At 44.9% G+C, this 17366-nt stretch carries 14 protein-coding genes; 2 read left to right on the forward strand and 12 right to left on the reverse strand.

The window, feature by feature from the left end; translation table 11 throughout:
* Positions 1-7 precede the first annotated feature (7 nt).
* Both WCK19_RS00970 and WCK19_RS00975 read left to right on the forward strand, forming a co-directional pair.
* Positions 8-592 (forward strand): hypothetical protein, encoded by a 585-nt coding sequence (locus tag WCK19_RS00970; RefSeq protein WP_342395473.1) that lies wholly within the window; start codon positions 8-10, stop codon positions 590-592.
* A gap of 14 nt (positions 593-606) precedes the next feature.
* Complete coding sequence (locus WCK19_RS00975; RefSeq protein WP_342395474.1) at positions 607-1656, forward strand: prephenate dehydrogenase/arogenate dehydrogenase family protein; 1050 nt, start codon at positions 607-609, stop codon at positions 1654-1656.
* 11 nt (positions 1657-1667) lie between these two features.
* On the opposite strand, the gene WCK19_RS00980 is transcribed toward WCK19_RS00975, so the two are convergent.
* From WCK19_RS00980 to WCK19_RS01035, 12 genes are all read right to left on the reverse strand, one after another.
* The gene (locus WCK19_RS00980; protein WP_342395475.1) at positions 1668-1811 is read right to left on the reverse strand and encodes a hypothetical protein; all 144 of its coding nucleotides are present in this window, start codon (positions 1809-1811) and stop codon (positions 1668-1670) included.
* Positions 1811-2395 carry a hypothetical protein gene (locus WCK19_RS00985; protein ID WP_342395476.1) on the reverse strand — a complete coding sequence of 195 codons (585 nt, stop codon included), beginning with the start codon at positions 2393-2395 and terminating at the stop codon, positions 1811-1813. The genes WCK19_RS00980 and WCK19_RS00985 overlap by 1 nt, the downstream gene beginning before the upstream one ends.
* Positions 2396-3039: 644 nt before the next feature.
* Positions 3040-4716: a chromosomal replication initiator protein DnaA gene (dnaA, locus tag WCK19_RS00990; protein ID WP_342395477.1), complete on the reverse strand. Its 1677-nt coding sequence runs from the start codon at positions 4714-4716 to the stop codon at positions 3040-3042.
* 830 nt (positions 4717-5546) lie between these two features.
* Positions 5547-7481 (reverse strand): BatA and WFA domain-containing protein, encoded by a 1935-nt coding sequence (locus WCK19_RS00995; RefSeq protein ID WP_342395478.1) that lies wholly within the window; start codon positions 7479-7481, stop codon positions 5547-5549.
* A gap of 12 nt (positions 7482-7493) precedes the next feature.
* Positions 7494-8426, reverse strand: a complete 933-nt coding sequence (locus tag WCK19_RS01000; protein ID WP_342395479.1) for a DUF58 domain-containing protein — start codon at positions 8424-8426, stop codon at positions 7494-7496.
* Positions 8427-8454: 28 nt separating this feature from the next.
* Positions 8455-10056, reverse strand: a complete 1602-nt coding sequence (locus WCK19_RS01005; protein ID WP_342395480.1) for a S41 family peptidase — start codon at positions 10054-10056, stop codon at positions 8455-8457.
* A 155-nt stretch (positions 10057-10211) separates the two neighbouring features.
* The gene (locus WCK19_RS01010; protein ID WP_342395481.1) at positions 10212-11219 is read right to left on the reverse strand and encodes a MoxR family ATPase; all 1008 of its coding nucleotides are present in this window, start codon (positions 11217-11219) and stop codon (positions 10212-10214) included.
* Between the two features lie 32 nt (positions 11220-11251).
* The gene (locus WCK19_RS01015) at positions 11252-13117 is read right to left on the reverse strand and encodes a hypothetical protein (protein ID WP_342395482.1); all 1866 of its coding nucleotides are present in this window, start codon (positions 13115-13117) and stop codon (positions 11252-11254) included.
* 128 nt (positions 13118-13245) lie between these two features.
* Positions 13246-14778, reverse strand: a complete 1533-nt coding sequence (locus tag WCK19_RS01020; RefSeq protein ID WP_342395483.1) for a PH domain-containing protein — start codon at positions 14776-14778, stop codon at positions 13246-13248.
* Complete coding sequence (gene pgsA / locus WCK19_RS01025; RefSeq protein ID WP_342395484.1) at positions 14775-15422, reverse strand: CDP-diacylglycerol--glycerol-3-phosphate 3-phosphatidyltransferase; 648 nt, start codon at positions 15420-15422, stop codon at positions 14775-14777. The genes WCK19_RS01020 and pgsA overlap by 4 nt, the downstream gene beginning before the upstream one ends.
* Before the next feature lie 2 nt (positions 15423-15424).
* Positions 15425-16816, reverse strand: a complete 1392-nt coding sequence (gene rimO / locus WCK19_RS01030) for a 30S ribosomal protein S12 methylthiotransferase RimO (protein ID WP_342395485.1) — start codon at positions 16814-16816, stop codon at positions 15425-15427.
* Positions 16817-16851: 35 nt separating this feature from the next.
* Positions 16852-17343: a YajQ family cyclic di-GMP-binding protein gene (locus tag WCK19_RS01035; protein ID WP_342395486.1), complete on the reverse strand. Its 492-nt coding sequence runs from the start codon at positions 17341-17343 to the stop codon at positions 16852-16854.
* Between the last annotated feature and the right edge of the window lie 23 nt (positions 17344-17366).

Below are 17366 nucleotides of genomic sequence, written 5' to 3' on the forward strand. Positions count from 1 at the left end.
GTTGGCAGTGGCAACCAGAGCAATTAAAAACAAGGGGACAGTGGCGCTGCTTTCTGCATTTGCAGGGCTGGCATGGGCAGGGGTCATCGGGTTTGGGGTCATCTACAACGTAGGGGCTTACGGCTTTTGGTTTCCGGGACGCTTGCTAGTCTATGTTTTGTTACTGGCAGCACCCGCGCTGACCTTTATGCCGATTGGGCGTATGCTGAGTGCAAGTTGGTATGGTTGGTTAGCAATTACCGGTTGGTTTATATTCGGCTTCATGTTGCTCTTTACCCCGCCCAACCCTACGCAAAGGTGGCAAGAAAACTTGCCCAGTATGGTACTATTTCTGCTAGGTTTGTTATTGGTAATATATAGCATTAGCTGGCCCGCCTTTTACCTGCTAGGTTTCCGCCTATATAAAACTCGCGTGGCGCGTTACAATATGTTGCGACCTCACCGCGAAGCGGCTTTCCTTTCGATTTATGTAATCAGCATTTTTACAATGGGCGCATTACGCCTTCTGAATAGCACCTTCATTTTTGCTTTGTTCCTGATTTTTTTGGCGATAGAACTATTGATACTAAGCAGGGGCAAACAAAACTCATAAATAGAGGTTGGTAGATGAGAATAGCAATAATAGGGCTGGGGTTAATCGGCGGCTCATGGGCGTTGGCTATAAAAGAATGGGCTAAGTCTGAAGAGGGGCGAACCGCCGGAATAGAAGTGGTTGGCTTTGATGCCAAAGGTTCGCAAAGAGCAGAAGCCAACAAACGCAAAATAGTTGACCACATGGTTGCCACCCCTATGGAAGCAGTTAAAGGGGCGCAAGTGGTAATTGTGGCTACTCCGGTTATGGCAGTGCGCGAAACCTTTGAAGATATTGCGGCTCATCTTGAGAAGGGCGCGATAGTTACCGATGTATGCAGCACCAAACGACAGGTAATGCGTTGGGCTAAAGAATTATTGCCCGATAACGTCAGTTTCGTTGGTGGGCATCCTATGGCTGGCAAAACCGCCGGGTTGGAAGAAGCCGAAGCTACACTATTTCAAGATTGTACCTACTGCCTGATACCCGCTCCCAATGCCCGGCAAGAAGCAATTGAAAGCGTACTGCGGTTGGTAGAGATTGCAGGAGCTAGACCTCATTTCATAGATGCGTATGAACATGACTCCTACGTGGCAGCTATAAGCCACTTACCCTATCTGACCGCTACCTCGTTGATAAATCTGTCCTTTGAAAGTGACGGTTGGAAAGAAATCTCGCGTGTAGCCGGCACGGGTTTTCAAGATACCACTCGCCTTGCCGATGGAAGCGTTCAAATGTGGCTGGATATTTGCCGTACCAATAACGACGCGCTGATTAACTGGATAGATCGTTACCAGCAAATGCTGTCACGGGTGCGGCACATGCTGGAATTAGCCGGGCTTCAGGATGAACAGGGTAGGTCGCGCCCTGTCGAAGAAACCGAACCTGAACCACTCCGCGCATTTCTTGAAAACGCCCGTGAGGGTCGTAACCAGCTATTTCAAAACAAGCGGAAATTCCAGCTTGAGTCCAATTTTGGCGATTCCAGCATGCCGAACTCGAAAGAAATGAAGGCTGATATAGGCAGAATGTTTGTAGGTGGAATGTTCAAAAAGCCTAAAAAAGATGAGGATAACAAAAACTAACTCAGCGTTTGCTATTGCCTACCAAGTATAAATCCCACCCTTTCGCAGTCACAGGAAGCAATGGTCAATTGCACATAGCGTTGAACACCCTCCAACGCCAAGTGTGCATTGGCATGTTTATCTGAAAAAACTGCTATTTTTAGATACTCCGACATCAGGGAACTAAACTCCAATCTACCGGTAAGCGGTAAAAGAAAAGTCGCTCAGAAGGAATACCGTTTTCAAAATAGCGACCTCTGTCGCTGCGTTGAAGCAAACCAAAGCTGTTTTGTACCTGAATGATACGCCGAGCGCGTAAGTTAAAAATAACCAACCCGGAGCTTATAGGCTGTAGGCTTTCATTGCGGGTAGCTTCATCCATTACCCTTAGAACAGGGTGAGCAGCAAGGCGAGGCAAGCTAGAATTCTGTTGAAGGTTTAAGAGGTCAGCATAACCGCTAATACTAACTGGTTGTTCGGGGAAAGTAAGGTTATCCAGCACCTCGCGCAAATCAGCTTCAAGACGTGCATCCATTTTTACTTCAGGCTGGGCTAAATGCTGGTCAAAAATTTCCAGACCGCTTAGTACATATTGCTGCAACCCGGTATCATATTTATTTGCGTTCTCTAAAAGCTCTAGGAGGCTTGTAGGGGTAGGCTTTGCGCTACATGCGGCTGCTAATGCCTTTAAAACATTTCCGGGCGCTAAAAAGCTTGCCGTTATTTCCGGGTCTATTATGGTATAGCGCATAAGGGACATTGTTTTCAATCCTCAAATTTCTGATGCAAAGCTTGCTTCTTGCCGGATACTCCAATTTATAACATGGTTTCATTTTTTTCGCCGATTGGGCTTTTGTGTATAACTCTTCTATTTATATTCTTATTAATAATATTAATATTTATAGAAGTATATAGTAATAGAGGAGGTGGAAATGTGGGAAAGCAGGTTTTTAGCCTCAGATTCCACAAGAATCTATACTCATGAGCGGTGCTAAACCTTGTGGATAACTAGCGATTTATTCACATTGCTTAGTGACTAACGTGTATAAATAGGGTTTTAGGCATTACTTTTCCACCATGGTCACTCCTCCTCCACATGCGGTTATGCACACATGGTGAAAAGTGCTTCAAAACCTCCCAAAATTACACACAATTTATACACTTTAAAACTCATATTTTTGCACTTTTCATGCACTGCTTTTCCACAAAATTATAACTTTTTCTGAGCTTTTTCCACACCAAAATAACAAATTCTCCACATGGGAATTGCAATTTATCCACATTTTGTGTAAAGCTGTGTATAACCTAGAATCACTGTATCGAGGAAACAAAAAGAGCAGGTTTTTGCCTGCTCATGTTTGTCAAAGGGTTTCTGTACTGAGACTGCACCCAGCCCTGCTATGCTTAACGCATCGCTCCGCCTTCAGAGTAGAGCAACTGGATTATGGTATTAACCTGTTGGCGAAGCTGCTGATTGGTTTCCATTTCGCGCTCAATTTTCTCAATTGCATGCATCACAGTAGTGTGGTCACGCCCGCCCAATTCCTGTCCTATTTCAACTAAACTGGTATCGGTTTCCTCACGAGTGATATACATCGAAATCTGGCGCGGTAAAACTATATCCTGACTCCGGCTGCGCCCCCGCAATTCTTTAATGTCCATATTAAAGAACTGGCTTACCACTTCCACTATTCGCGCCGGTGTCAAAACCTTCTTACGGGTGTTGTACATGACATCATGTAGGGCTTGCACAGCTAATTCTACCGTTAGGTTTGTCCTATTATGTAGGGCAAAAGCTACCACGCGGGTAAGCGCTCCTTCAAGTTCGCGAATGTTGCTCTGTATATGCCTAGCAATATGTTCTAGCACTTCTTCTGGAATCGGTATTGCCTTCAAACGTGCCTTATTTCGCAGAATCGCAAGGCGTGTTTCGTAATCCGGTGGTTGGATGTCCGAAATTAACCCACCCTCAAAACGGCTACGTAAACGATCTTCCAGAATAAGCATCGCTTTAGGTGGTCTATCAGAACTGATGACAATTTGCTTGTTGGCATCATGCAGGGCGTTAAAAGTGTGGAAAAATTCTTCCTGCGTGCTATCCTTGCCGGCAATGAATTGAATATCGTCAATCATCAAAATATCTATATTACGGTAACGATTGCGGAAATCCTCCATACTACGTTCGCGGATAGCGTTAACCATTTCGTTGGTAAATTTCTCGCTGGAAACATAAAGTACATTTAGGTGAGGGCGTATGCGTAAGGCTTCATGACCGATAGCATGCAAGATATGGGTTTTACCCAGACCCACATTTCCGTAAATGAAAAGAGGGTTATAGCTGTGTCCGGGATTTTCAGCAACATGCCGCGCTGCTGCTACTGCCATGCGGTTGTTATTGCCTTCTACGTAATCCCCGAAAATATAACGCGGGTTAAGGTTAGCAATCTTGGCTTTTTCACTCAGCTGCGAATCAGAAGTATAACGGTCAGGGAAACTGTAGTGCGGTTCTCCGGTAACTTCATCAATGTAATCAACCTCTTCTTCGTAAGAAGATTTTTGAAGTAAGCTAGGCGTGTCAAAGCTATTTTGAGCAGTAGCATTGTAGTTTTGAGGTTGGTTACCGTTCAAACCATTTGATCTATAATTAGCATTTTGTGCAAATCTCTGATTATTATACTCTTTTGCAGGTTTATTATAGTTATAACCGTTGCTAGGGGAAGCATTAGCCGAAGCAATCGTTTCTTCTTGATGTTCCTGTTCAAAAAATCTGGTTTGGGCGGGTTGTTCGACTATGAAATGAATTTCAAGAGGTTCGCCAATTACACTGGACAACGCTCTTTGAATTGGAAGGCGATAATCCTGCTCAAGTATAGTTTTGGCGAATGAAGAAGGAACACCCAGTATGGCTTCACCCTTAACTCTGTCAATTGCTACGAGGTTAATAATACGAACCCATGAGTCAAAAGCTCTGCTGGGTAGGGTAAGACTCAATTCGTGTAAAGCGGCTTGCCAGACCTGTTTTAGCTCTAGTGTACGATTCTGCCGAGCCTGTTTATTTTGGGAAGGTTCGTTTTCCGTCATATCGAAAACTCTCCAAATTTATAAATTTTTTACAGGTTTGCTGACCTGCCAACTACTGCGTGCTGTTAACTCTAACCCCTAAAACTGCAATCTCAATTTTCAGACAAAACTAAGCGCAACAGCAACCTTAGGCTTCTGTAAATGGACGATCCGGTTAATAGCACCTACACTAACCCAGAGAGTTGAGTTTTATAAATGAGATGTTCAGAAAGGGCTGGGATAAATTTATTATCGCCGGAGACACAATCGAACTATCTGTTCTTAAAGGGGTCTGTCCCTATATCCTCTAAATTGCTCACTAGATGGCTTGAATCATAACAATAATTACCTAACATGGCAAGCATGAAATTTCCCATTTCGTATAAGCATTATTTATATATTTAACTCATATTTAGCTTTTTGCAGCCTTAATTATCCACCATGAATCCAGATTTTGTGAATATAAGTTATGCACTTATCCACATAAAATGTGTATATCTACATTATTTCTTTATAACGCTATCAAAAAACCCTCAATATTCTGCAAAATATAACACTGGTTTAAATTTATACACCATTTTCCACAATTTGTGGAATAAAATGGGTAATGCTAACTTATCCCCATATATCCACATTTTGTGGAGTCATACTGGTAAATTATCCATTATGTAGGATATTTACCGCCTATCTATGCTTTTTAATCCACAATTGTCCACATTATGTTGAAAAACTCTTAGAAGCATAAAAAATATTTAATAACTAGCAAGTATTTAATAAGTGGACAATTGTGTGGATTACATGTGGAAAAGTGCCGGAAGTTTTCCACACGAAAATTTGCATGCAATAAATATTTATTTATGCTGTTTTGTTACTACTGTTTTTTTCTGCGAAAATAGCTTTATCTTACCTTTGTAAAAGACAAACCATTCCAGCATTAACAAGATTAATGCTATGAGCGCCAGCGGCTGCCAAGCTCCATGTTCGGTTTTTACCTTTACATTATTTTGCGCTCCGAAATTTGTACCCTGTAAACCCAAATCATCCAACGGTTTGATGTTGCTTACGGTAGCGCTGAAGAGATTTACCACAAAAGATTCATTTACAATGCGCGGGCGTGTTGTGGCGTTTCCGCCATTATCAAGCTGTCGTGCTACCTGATAAACGCCTGTCTGAGAGGTATCGGTAAAGGAAGCCACATTGTTAATAACTTTCAGGGTTTGTGCGCCGCTGCCCGGCGGTGTAACGCTTATTTGCTCGTTGCTGCTGCCTACCACAAAACTAACAGGTTCTCCCGGCGATGCTTCCGAGATTGCATCTATCGCGCCTTGCGGTTGAATCCACCCTAACGTATTGACCATTAAAATAGGCCACGAGACGTTTAAAGCCAGATTGCTGTTGTGTAGGTTGAAGGATAGCGCTGCAATACGTTGCCCCTGTCTCTCACCCGCAATTATCAAAGGAGTTCCATCACCCGCCGCTGCTACTACATGCGCCCAACTCGGCATCTCGAATTGTTGCGCTTCGGCAATTTCGATTGAACTTAGGTCGGTATAGCGTAAGATTGGGTCGTTTTGTTCCAACCGCCCCACTATAGGTTCTTTGCTGCTTCCTGTTATAGGCAAGCTAGGCGAGTTGTTGGGTCCTATAAGCCATACTCCTGCGCCGGACGGTAATTGATTAGGGGCAAATTCATCAAATATAAAAACGTTGTAGTCGGATTTATTATTTAGAGCCTCATACTCAGTTGGGTCAATTTTTGAGACTTTATAATTGGGCATGCGTGTCAGCAACGTACTGAGAAAGCTGTTTCCCGTAGTTACCAGCAATATTTTCTGGGGGTCTCCTGCGTTACGTACCGTCCATGCCTGATTATCAACCTCAAGAAAATCCTGTGTTCCGCCTACGGGCTTGATGAAAGCGTTTACCACTCTTGTTGTAGAGGGCAAATTGGTTAATGTAAGTTCAAACTTGTCGTTTGCTCCAATAGCTACCTCGCGAGTATTAAACACCTTGCCTTCTACCGTTACCTGTAAAATAACTTTAGCAGGTTTTTCTGCGTAGTTACTTAGTCTTACAAATAATTGAGGAGCTACACCCGATTCACGCAATCTCAAACCTGTAATTGCTTGGTTGCTATCACTTTCTCCAATTTTGATATAACGTACTTTGGCGCGTAGCGGTGGCAAGATTTCTGCGCGGGTAAAACTGCCATTGCTGACCACAATAACAGTAGCGCCGGGGGTGCGGTCTGCATTGTTGGCAACCAGTGTAATTGCGCCTTTAGCGTTAATAGCTTCGTTGGTGACTTTGGCTTTATCCAGCGCATTTCTCAATTCGGCTTTGTTACTTGAAGCGGTAGCAACTACTTCGGGGAAACTTCGTATCAACACCAGAGTCATCCTGTCGTTGTTGCCCATCTGGTCAATAAGGTTTATAACTTCTTGCTTGGCTTTGGAGAAGCGGTTGGGCGCAACATCAGTAGCTTGCATAGTTGCGCTGCTATCCAGCAACACAATAATATTACCGGAGGCGGTTGCCTGACTTTCAAAAAATGGCTGGCTCAACACCACCGTCATTATCAACAATAAAAGCAATTGCAAAAACATCAGCCAGTTTTTTTGAAGTTTTTGCCATGGCGCGTTAGCTTGGCGGTCTTGTAAAACTTTGCGCCATAGTAAATTGCTGCTTACCGTCATTTCTTCGCGCCGCAGTTTTAGCAGGTAAAAGAGGATAATCGGAATCGCCAATAGTAGAAACAATAAGCCTAGAGGAAACAAAAACCCCATAACGCAACCTCTCTAAGCCACCAAGCCACGCTGTCTCATATAGTGCAAAACTAAAACATCGAACGGCACAGTTGTATCCACTTGGATATAGTTAATAGCTCGGCGCTGGCAAAAATCTATAATCTCGCGTTGCCACAGATTAAATTCTTGGCGGTACATTTCCAAAGCCTTGCTATCTATACTTACTTCCTGAACTTCGCCTGTTTCAATATCCACCAATTTCAAATCGCCACGCAAGACCGGGTTTATTTCGTCAGGAGAAAGCACATTTATCACATTAACTTCAAAACCAGCGTTTTGTAGCGCACGCAAACCTTCAAAACACCCGTTCGGTGTAAGCAAATCCGAAATCAGAAATACCAATCCGCCATAGCGAATCTGGGAGGCGTAATTTCGTAGCGATGTATTCAAATTTTCCACTCCACCCGCTTGTAGCTTTTCTACAAAGCGAATCATGCGTACAGTCTGATTTTTACCACGAATTATGGGCATACGTAGCTCATTGCTATTGCCCACCGCGCTTAAACCCGAAATAGTAACGCGATCCATCGCTGCCAGACCCATGTAGCTAATAGCAGCGGCTACTCTTTTGGCATACCATAGCTTGTTATAAGCCGGATTCGCTCCGCCCTCACCCTCTAACAGTTCGCTATCGGGACCGCTCCAATCCATTGAACGGCTACAATCCAGCAATATGTGTACGGTCAATTCTTCTTCTTCCTCGAATAGTTTGATGAAAACCTTTTCAAGGCGTGCGTAAATATTCCAGTCCACTTGGCGCAGGTCATCCCCGTGTGTATAATTGCGGTAATCGGCAAACTCTACCGAAGTACCGCGTTTAACGCTTCGCCTTGCGCCTTTCAGGCTACCCATACGCATGCGTTTGCTGACCAACACGAGGCGATCTATTTTTCTCAAGAAATCCTCATCTAGCAAACTTGGCATAAATTTCATTCTCCCCTAGCCTGAGAGCTTAAGAATCCTTATTAGCCAGCGATTTTTGCAGATAACTCACTCCAGCCCCAAGTTGCGGGTCACGTCCCATCGCAAGGTCTTCTACCGTCAAATCCACCTTTATTTCCGGCTCAATACCCAAACCGTTCAACTTTTCGCCGCCCTTTGACTCATACTCCCGGATAGTAACGCTAATCGAAGTGCCATCGCCCAGTTGAAATTCTTGGGTGTACCCAAGCGCCCCGGCTGAACGTGTCCCAATCAACGAGCCTAGTTTGTAATCGCGCATAGTGAGCGCAAAAATTTCGCTGGCAGAGGCGCTACCATCGTCTATCAAAACTGCTATTGGCAGCAATGGGCTGAAAGCCTTGCCCTTGTTGTTGCCCGTTGTCCCTCCATTGCTGACTCTCACCTCGCTCCGGTTTGTACGGTCATAGTCGTAACCTATCACTTGACCGTTTTCCAGAAATCTCCCCGCCAATTGGTCGAAATTGATACCGCCGGGATTGCCCCGCACATCAATTATCCATGCTACCGCGCCTTTTGCGTATAAATCGCGCATCGCTTGGTCTGTTTCGTCGGCAACATTTTTAAAAAAGTCGCGAATGGCAATATAGCCGATATTTGCATTTACCATGCGGTATTCCACTGTCGGCATGTTATAACGTGCTTTTACCACGTTAATAAAGAGCAAATTAGATTCGCCTATTCGCTGTATCGTAAATTTGTGATTTTCATTTTCTTTAGCATCTCGCACAATTTGCCAATTTTTGGTAGAAAGCATTACATCGTCATACGCTGCAATCTGGTCACCGGCACGCAATCCGATTTTACCGGCGGGCGCAGTCGGGATTACTCGCGAAATATAAACCTTATCGTTATAGAATACTGGCACAATCCCGAAACCGATTTGGCTATTGTCGCCTGCAAAAAGGTTTTGGCGATTTTGCGTGGCGGTTTTGTTCATAAAATAGGTATGCTCATCGCCTACCGCATAAGCCATTTCAATTATCAGGCGGTGCGCCAAATCCCCTTTAGGGTATTGCCAGCCTTTGGCAATAAGAACATCCAGCGCATTGTTATAAGTTTCACTGAATTTGTTCCAGCTTTGTTCCGGCGTACCGGAGAAAGCAGGAATGTTAATCTCTATGCCTGTAATACTTCTCAATTCCTTTAGAGTTACCGTCAGAATTGCGCTGTTATCAGGTTCTTTAAAAAGGTGTTGGTTGATATTGTCATAAGCTTTTTTAAGCAAGCCAAGCTCATAATTTTTATCTATAGGCTCTGGCGTACCGCTTAAAGTGGGAGTAACAATGACCGGATGTGTGGGGGACGGTTTGGGTGTAGGGATTGACACCGGAGTTACGGTAGGTTGCTCTGAGGAGACTTTAACCGGAGTTGAAACATTGTCGGAACTTACAATAACGCCTCCGTTGTGGTCAACTTCAATTGAAGGCAAAGCCACCACACCCTGACCCGGTTTATTTGCAATCCCGTTATTTGAGGAGCAAGCTATCAACAGCGCTGCTAACAGTACCGCTATCAGCAACAATTCTAGTTTTCTGAAAAGATTCGATTTTGGCATAAAATTATTAGGGTGTGAAATTGAATATAAACGCATTAGGTGTGTATAAACCTGTATTGCGGTAATATACCGAGGAGCGAAGGCTTATTCTCCACAATCAGGGCGGCACATAGCCTGAACAAATTTTACTCTTTTTTGTCTTAAAAGAGTCTGATAAACTGTAAAACTAATGTAAAAAATCAACGCCCCGCTTACTTGCTCCTTTTATCTTCCGGCACTGTTTTGAGAATTTCGTCAATAACCTTGTCTGCATCAATACCTTCTGCCTCGCCTTCAAAGTTAAGAATAAGGCGATGGCGCAGCGCATAGTGTGCTACTGTGCGAATATCTTCAAAAGCCACGTTAAACCGCCCATCCATAAGCGCCACAATTTTTGAAGACAGCATTATTGCTTGCGCTCCACGCGGACTGGAGCCGAAACGCACATATTGCTTTACGAAGGCGGGCGCACTGTCGCTATCCGGGTGGGTTGACAACACAATACGCGCTACATAATTCTGAACGTGAGGGGCGACCGGGATGTGGCGTGCTAGTTCGCCCATTGCCATAACTTTTTGCCCGTCTGCTATTTTGCTTAGCTTGGGCTTATCGCCTCCGGTGGTGCGTCCTAGAATCTCCATTAACTCCTCCTCTTTAGGAAAGTCCACCTGCAATTTGAAAAAGAAGCGGTCTAATTGCGCTTCCGGGAGCGGGTAAGTACCTTCCATGTCTATAGGGTTTTGCGTAGCCAGCACGAAGAATGGACGTTCTACCCGGTAAGTTTGGTTCGATACTGTTACGGTACGTTCTTGCATGGCTTCTAGTAGCGCGGATTGCGTTTTGGGAGTAGCGCGGTTGATTTCGTCTGCCAACACCAGATTGGCAAAAATTGGACCGGGCTGAAACCGGAATTGCCTACCGCCATGTTGGTCTTCCAGCAATATATTCGTTCCTACAATATCCGCTGGCATCAGGTCGGGGGTGAACTGGATTCGGCTGAATCGCAGTTCCAGCACTTCCGCCAGAGTACGTACCAGCGCGGTTTTGCCCAATCCCGGCACGCCTTCCAGCAACACATGCCCGCCTGATATTATACTTACCATTACGTAACGAACAATATCTTTTTGCCCAACGATAATGCGTCCAACCTCTTGTTCTATGCGGGTGGTTATTTCGCGGAATTCTTCCGGAGTCATTGTGCCTTGAATCGCAGTCGCCATGTTTCCTCGTATATTAGTTAGCCCACTATGCGCTAGGAGCGATTATTCAAGTCGTCAAAATACTGTTTGATAATATCTTTCAAGGTAATCGGCACATTGTTTTTGTCCAGAGCCTCAGAAGCGGCACGTGAGTAATCCTCGATTACCTGTGTATAAGGCACTTGGGTATTACCTGCTGCTCCACCGTTATTGGTGTTGGTACTTTGAGTGGGACCATCGCCATTCTTGCCGCGCAAGTTCTGTTGAGTACCATTTCCGTTGCGTTTGGTTGGGCTTTGGTAAACGTTATCAACACTTCCTTTACCTGCCCCTTTACCTTGTCCCTGCCCCTGATTGGAGTTCTGGGTATCCTGTCCAACGCCTTTACCTTGCCCCTGCCCTTGCTGGTTGCCTTGCCCGTTGCTGCCGTCACCTACTGCTTGCTTGTCGCCTTGCCCATCACCTTGAGTTTGACCATTACCGCTTTGCTTTGATTGATTACCCTGTGACCCTTGTTGTTCTTGCCCTTGTTGCTGGCTTGCTTGTTGCTGCCCGTCCGTTGAGGTATCGCCGTTTTGGCTACTATCGCCAAGTTGACCGAGGTCTTCCTGATTACCGAAATCTTGTGCTTGCGTACCGGGTTTACTGTTAACATTTGTACCATCCTGATTTTGCTTGCCGGCATTCGATATTGCCTGTTCACTTTTCTGGAGTTGGCTTTGGGCTTGCTGTAATTGCTCTTGGAATTGCTGATTCTTACCGGCTTGTTGCGTCTGGTTTGCCAAATCGCGTAAAGCTTGTTGCGCCCCTGCCGGGTTCTGTTTTAAATTATCGCTGCTCAATTGCTGAGCGGATTTGTTCAGGGCATCTGCCATAGCTTTGTCGCTATTCTCAAAGTTTTTGGCGTTCTGTGCCAATGAATCGGCTAACGTTTGCGCTTGTGCCGGGTCATTTTTTAGCTTATCTATATTAGCTGCCACTTTTTGCAATTGGTCGGCGGCGTTATCAAAACGGCTTGGGTCATTGGATTGGCTGAGGGCGTTACCGGCAGCGCGAGTGCTATCGTACTTCTTTAAATCGTTTGCAAGCGATTCAAAGGCGGCTTTCTGTGCAGCCTGATTAGTGTCGCCTAATTTTGAAAGCTCTTGATTGGCTTTATCAATGCTCGCCAACGTTTGTTCCCTGTTGAATTTATTATCCTGAATATCTTTTTTCGCCGTATCCAATTGCTTTAATAATTCTTGCAACTTTGGGTCAGATTCGGACAGGTTGTACTTTTTGGCTTCTTCCTTGATTTGGTTTTTCAAACCCTCTATTTTTTGCGCTTCTTTGTCCACTTGTTGACCAAGAGCTTCGTTTTCTTTGGCAAGAAGCGCCGCCGAGTTGGGTAGGAAAAGCGCCAAAGCCAGCAAAGGTATTAACGCCAATGCAAACAATCCCGATTTTTTCTCTACTCGTAGCGGGAAAGCTTTCCGAAGCTTGGTTTCTTCCAGAATAGTTTTGGCATCTTGGAATTGGCGTACTCCCATAATGACATAGTCTAGTTTCTTGGGAGAGTTATAGCCTTCCAGCGCGGTGCTAGTACGTTCTTTCAAGCCCAGCATGCGGTCGGCGCGTTTTGCTGTGTCCAGAATGGTACGTGGTCGGAAAAGAGCGTAGCATATACTGCTTACCAGAAATATCAGAAGCGTTGACTCCGCTATTATTAGAGCCTGTTCAACTGTAAAGGAGGGTATAACCCTGCTGTAGAGCGCAACTGCTAAAGAGGTGCCGCCACCAATTAAGAACGCAAAAGGCAGAATCCGTACCATTTCCTGAATCCGCATACGGAACTCAAAGCGTTTGAGACGCAGCACCAGCGCCTTGTAATCTTTCTCGGAGATTTGCTGTTCTAGCTGCTCTTTTTCAATTACTGCCATTGGATATACTCCAGATGTGTACTACCGGAAGCCAAGAGAGGAAATGACCGGACGTTCTCTATTGTACAGGCTTATAATATAACTGAGAAATCACATCACTTGAGGAAAGACGCAGTAGTGAGAAAATCTTATGTTTTCCAGTCTCCGAACAAGGGACGACCTTCTTTAGCTCTTCGCCTTTTAAGCTCATCATTCTTGGCAAAAAAGTTGTAAATCATTTCTGTATTGCGATTGTCTTCAATATCTTCTCGCAGAATCTTGGCATCTTCTATGCGTTCGTTAACAAGGTCTTCCACATCTTCTGGATTAGGCACATTTTCAAACTTAAGCGGTTCGCCTTGCCCTGCTGTCGAAATAATAACCGTACCAAAGCCCAACAGGTTGGACATGAAACCGGGTTTATCCGATTGGACATCCTGTGCGTTCATAGCTTTGACAACTCCCACCGATTGGTCAAAACCGAAAGGTAATTTTGTCATGCTCAAAAATTCATCGGGGCGTATTATATAGCGGTCATTTCGCCAGTTTTCGTATTGAAGATATACTTTGAAGCCTAAACCGCCCAACGCTACCACGAAAACTACCCACAATATTATAGTTACCACACCACCAATTTTTGGGAAAATAAACCACTGCATCGGAAGCAGATAAATCAGGAAGAGCATAACCATAGCCAGCGCCCAACCTATAGTGGTAGTAAAGAGGAACCAAGGATGGGTGTGCCAAGTGTAAATTTCACGCCCGCGCTCGTCATGTGTAATGATTTTGCGGGTTGGTAGGAAAATCTCCCAGAAGGTGAGTTTATCTTCTACCGGCTCACCTTTAGGCTTTTCTTCTTTGCCATAGTATATCTCGCGCAATCTTTTTTCAATTCGCTCGGATGCACGTTTTTTGCGAGCCTCGTTATTATAAATGCGCCACCGCATTATTAAAGAATCTATTTCTTGTCTTAGCAATTCGGGATATTGGACGTGGTTAAATACTATTTTGCTTCTGCCCATGCTGGTTATGGTGATGTTTCCGGTTTTGTAAAGCCACTCCAGCGGGTTACGTGCCGTTTCCAGTCTTACTTCTTGGGCTTTATCCAATCGGATTTCGGTGGTATCCCTTTTAAAGAACATGACTTTTTCCACCTGTATTACTCGAATACTGGTGACGATCAAGCGATCATTGCGGTAATCCACCCAATACCACACCAACCCCAAAATATCCAGCAGCACCAGCAATACAAAAAGAATAATGAAGATGATGCTTTTGAGAGCCAACAGGAAAGCAAATCCGAGGAAAATTAACAAGGGTATGCCTAGCAACGGCAGCCATGCTAGATGCAGAAAATGTGTCCAATGGCGGTAATAGACCGTTCTGATTTCCTCATTACTCATCAGACCGCCTAGATATTCGGTGACTTCAACCGGGTCAAAAACGTTGTTACGCCGAACAGGGTTTTTTTCTTTGCTTCGCCAACTTCGTTTGGCTTTTGGGGGCTTTAAGTCAACCGCAACCGGTTCTTCAATATATTCTTCAAGGTTTGCTTCTTGTTCAGCCACACCTTTTTGAGATGCACCTTTAGCATGGGGAGTACCCCAGTGGTTTCGCGGTTTTCTCTTGTTATACGAATCCGAATGTTGCGCCTGTTGGCGAGAATATTCAAAAGGATTCATAAAATTCCTTCAGTTTTTTTTCCGGAAGCGCTCGCTGGTGGTTCTGTTCTTCTCTTTTGTAATTTGAGAAAGTCGCGAATATAAATGTAACCGCTATACAGGGTTAACCATGTAACCCAATATATCCAGAGCCAAGCAATTTGGAGGAACAGCCCTGCCGGCTGTATATCTGATATTTTCCATTCGTAAAGGCTATGAAGAATCCCGTTAGGATTCACACCGTCTGCCCATAAGATTAGCCAAGTCAAGGCGATAGCAGTAAAAACGGTTTTCAGCTTACCCGCTTTTCCTGCCGGAATTACGATACCGTTTGAGGCAGCGTAACTTCGCAAGCCCGTTATCAGAAATTCGCGCCCGATAATGATAATCGCGATCCATGCAGAAAGTATATTCTGCTGAACCAGCATTATCAAAACGCTGGAAATCATTAGCTTATCGGCAGTCAAATCAAGGAAGATTCCCAGATTTGAGACTGTCTTGTGTCGCCGCGCAAAATAGCCATCCAAAATATCGGTAATCTGTGCCAGTACAAACAGTACGGCAGCAATAAGATAGGAAGGAGACCAATCTCGCAACGCCAGCAGCACCAAAACAACCGGAGTAGCGGCAATACGTGACCCGCTCAGGAGATTAGCCAAAGGCATAGTTACACCAGTTTACCCCATAAATCGTATTCAGTAGCATCAGTAATACGGATACGAGCGATAGCCGGACGCACACCCTCTGGAAACAGGCGGCCTTTGGGCGGTTTAATAAACACCATCCCATCTACCTCCGGTGCGCTACGATAACTTCTGCCCACCCAGATTGGGCGGCTGTCTCGTGGGCTATAATCTACCGTTCCGCTACCTTCTACTATAACATCAAGTTCACTGCCAATCAATGATTTATTTTTATGTAGAGATACTTTTTGTTGTAAAGTCATCAAACGCTCGTAACGCTCCTGCTTGACCTCTTCCGCGATTTGCTCAGGCAACAGCGCGGCAGGGCTGGTAGCTTGGGGCGAGTATTTGAATGCGCCCACATTATCAAACTTCATTTCTTCCAGAAAGTTCAACAAGTATTCAAATTCTTCTTCGGTTTCGCCCGGATAGCCCACAATAAAGGTGGTGCGAATGGCAATATCAGGCATTGCCTCGCGCAGTCGCGCAATTGTGACGATAGTTTCGCTTTGGTCGCTAGGGCGGCGCATTCGGCGCAAGGTAGCTTTATGGGCGTGCTGTAGCGGCATATCAATATAATGCGCTACCCGGGGCAATCGCGCCATAGTTTCCACCAATTTCGGGCTTACGAAACGTGGGTAAGCATACATCAACCTGAACCACATGATTTCGGGCGCAGCCTCGCAAAGCTGTTCTAACAAAGCTGCTGTGCCTTCCTTCTCATCCAAATCACGCCCGTAGAAGGTTGTATCCTGCCCTACCAACACAACCTCTTTTACCCCAGCCGTGGCTAGTTCGCGCACTTCGCGCAGAAGAGTATCGCTAGGTCGGCTCAGGTGTTTGCCCTTCATTTGGGGAATTATGCAGAAAGCGCATCCAGCATCACACCCATCCGAAATTTTTAGGTACGCGCTTGTGCCTTGCTTCTTCTTGCGCCTGAGCAAGCCGTAGCTAAGGGCGTTGCTTGTATCCAGTTCAATTCCCAGATTAGAGAGCATCGGTGCGAATTCATCCCATTTCAACGCGCCTACCACACCATCGACTCCCGCCACTTCTGCTTTTATCAATTCAGATGCGCGGTTTATCAGACAACCCGCTGCCAGCAACTTTTGCTCTGTTTGTTTGCCTGCTGCAAGTTGGCGTAAAGAGTCGAGCGATTGTTTAGTGGCAGAGTCGATGAAACCGCAGGTATTTACAATCAGCAATTGGGCTTTTTCAGGTTTTAGGGTTTCTCGCATCCCATAGCCTTTTAAAAGTTGTCCCATCGCTTCGCTATCTACGGTATTTTTATCGCAACCAAGCGTGAGAATGTAAAAAGATTTGCTCTCTATATTTGTCCGCTGAACTGGTACATTTAGCCTAAAATTGCGCTTCATTTCTGTCCTTCCGGCAAACAGGTGCTACTTTTCGTTTACTGCCTGTAATTGGTAAACTGCAATGCTAACGGAAAATCCTTGCCTTTTAGCAATTGCATAATACCTTGCAACTCGTCCTTGCTTTTGCTGGTAACACGCACCGCGTCTCCCTGTATCTGGGGTATCGCTTTGGAGTTATCACGGATAAGTTTGCTGATTTCTTTAGCCAATTCTTGATTTAAGCCTTTTTTAAGCTTGATAACAATGCGCTTTCGCATACCGGAAGCGTCTTCGAGCTTGCCGTAATCGAATATTTTAAGCGAAAGATTACGCCGCACCGCTTTGGTTTCCATGATGTCTTTAATCGCATCCCATGACATTTCGCTGGCGGTATTTATCTCTATTTGTTCTTTTTCCAGTTCGATTTCGGTTTTACTATCTTTCAGGTCGTAACGGGTTGAAACATCGCGTTTAGTCTGATCAATCACGTTAACCATTTCCTGATAGTCGAAATCTGATACTACATCAAACGAAAAGCTCGAAGCCATAGCTATATCTCCTCGATTGTTGC

Origin of the sequence: Candidatus Chlorohelix sp. (genome assembly GCF_037138995.1) — a bacterium.
Taxonomy (GTDB): Bacteria; Chloroflexota; Chloroflexia; order Chloroheliales; family Chloroheliaceae; genus Chlorohelix.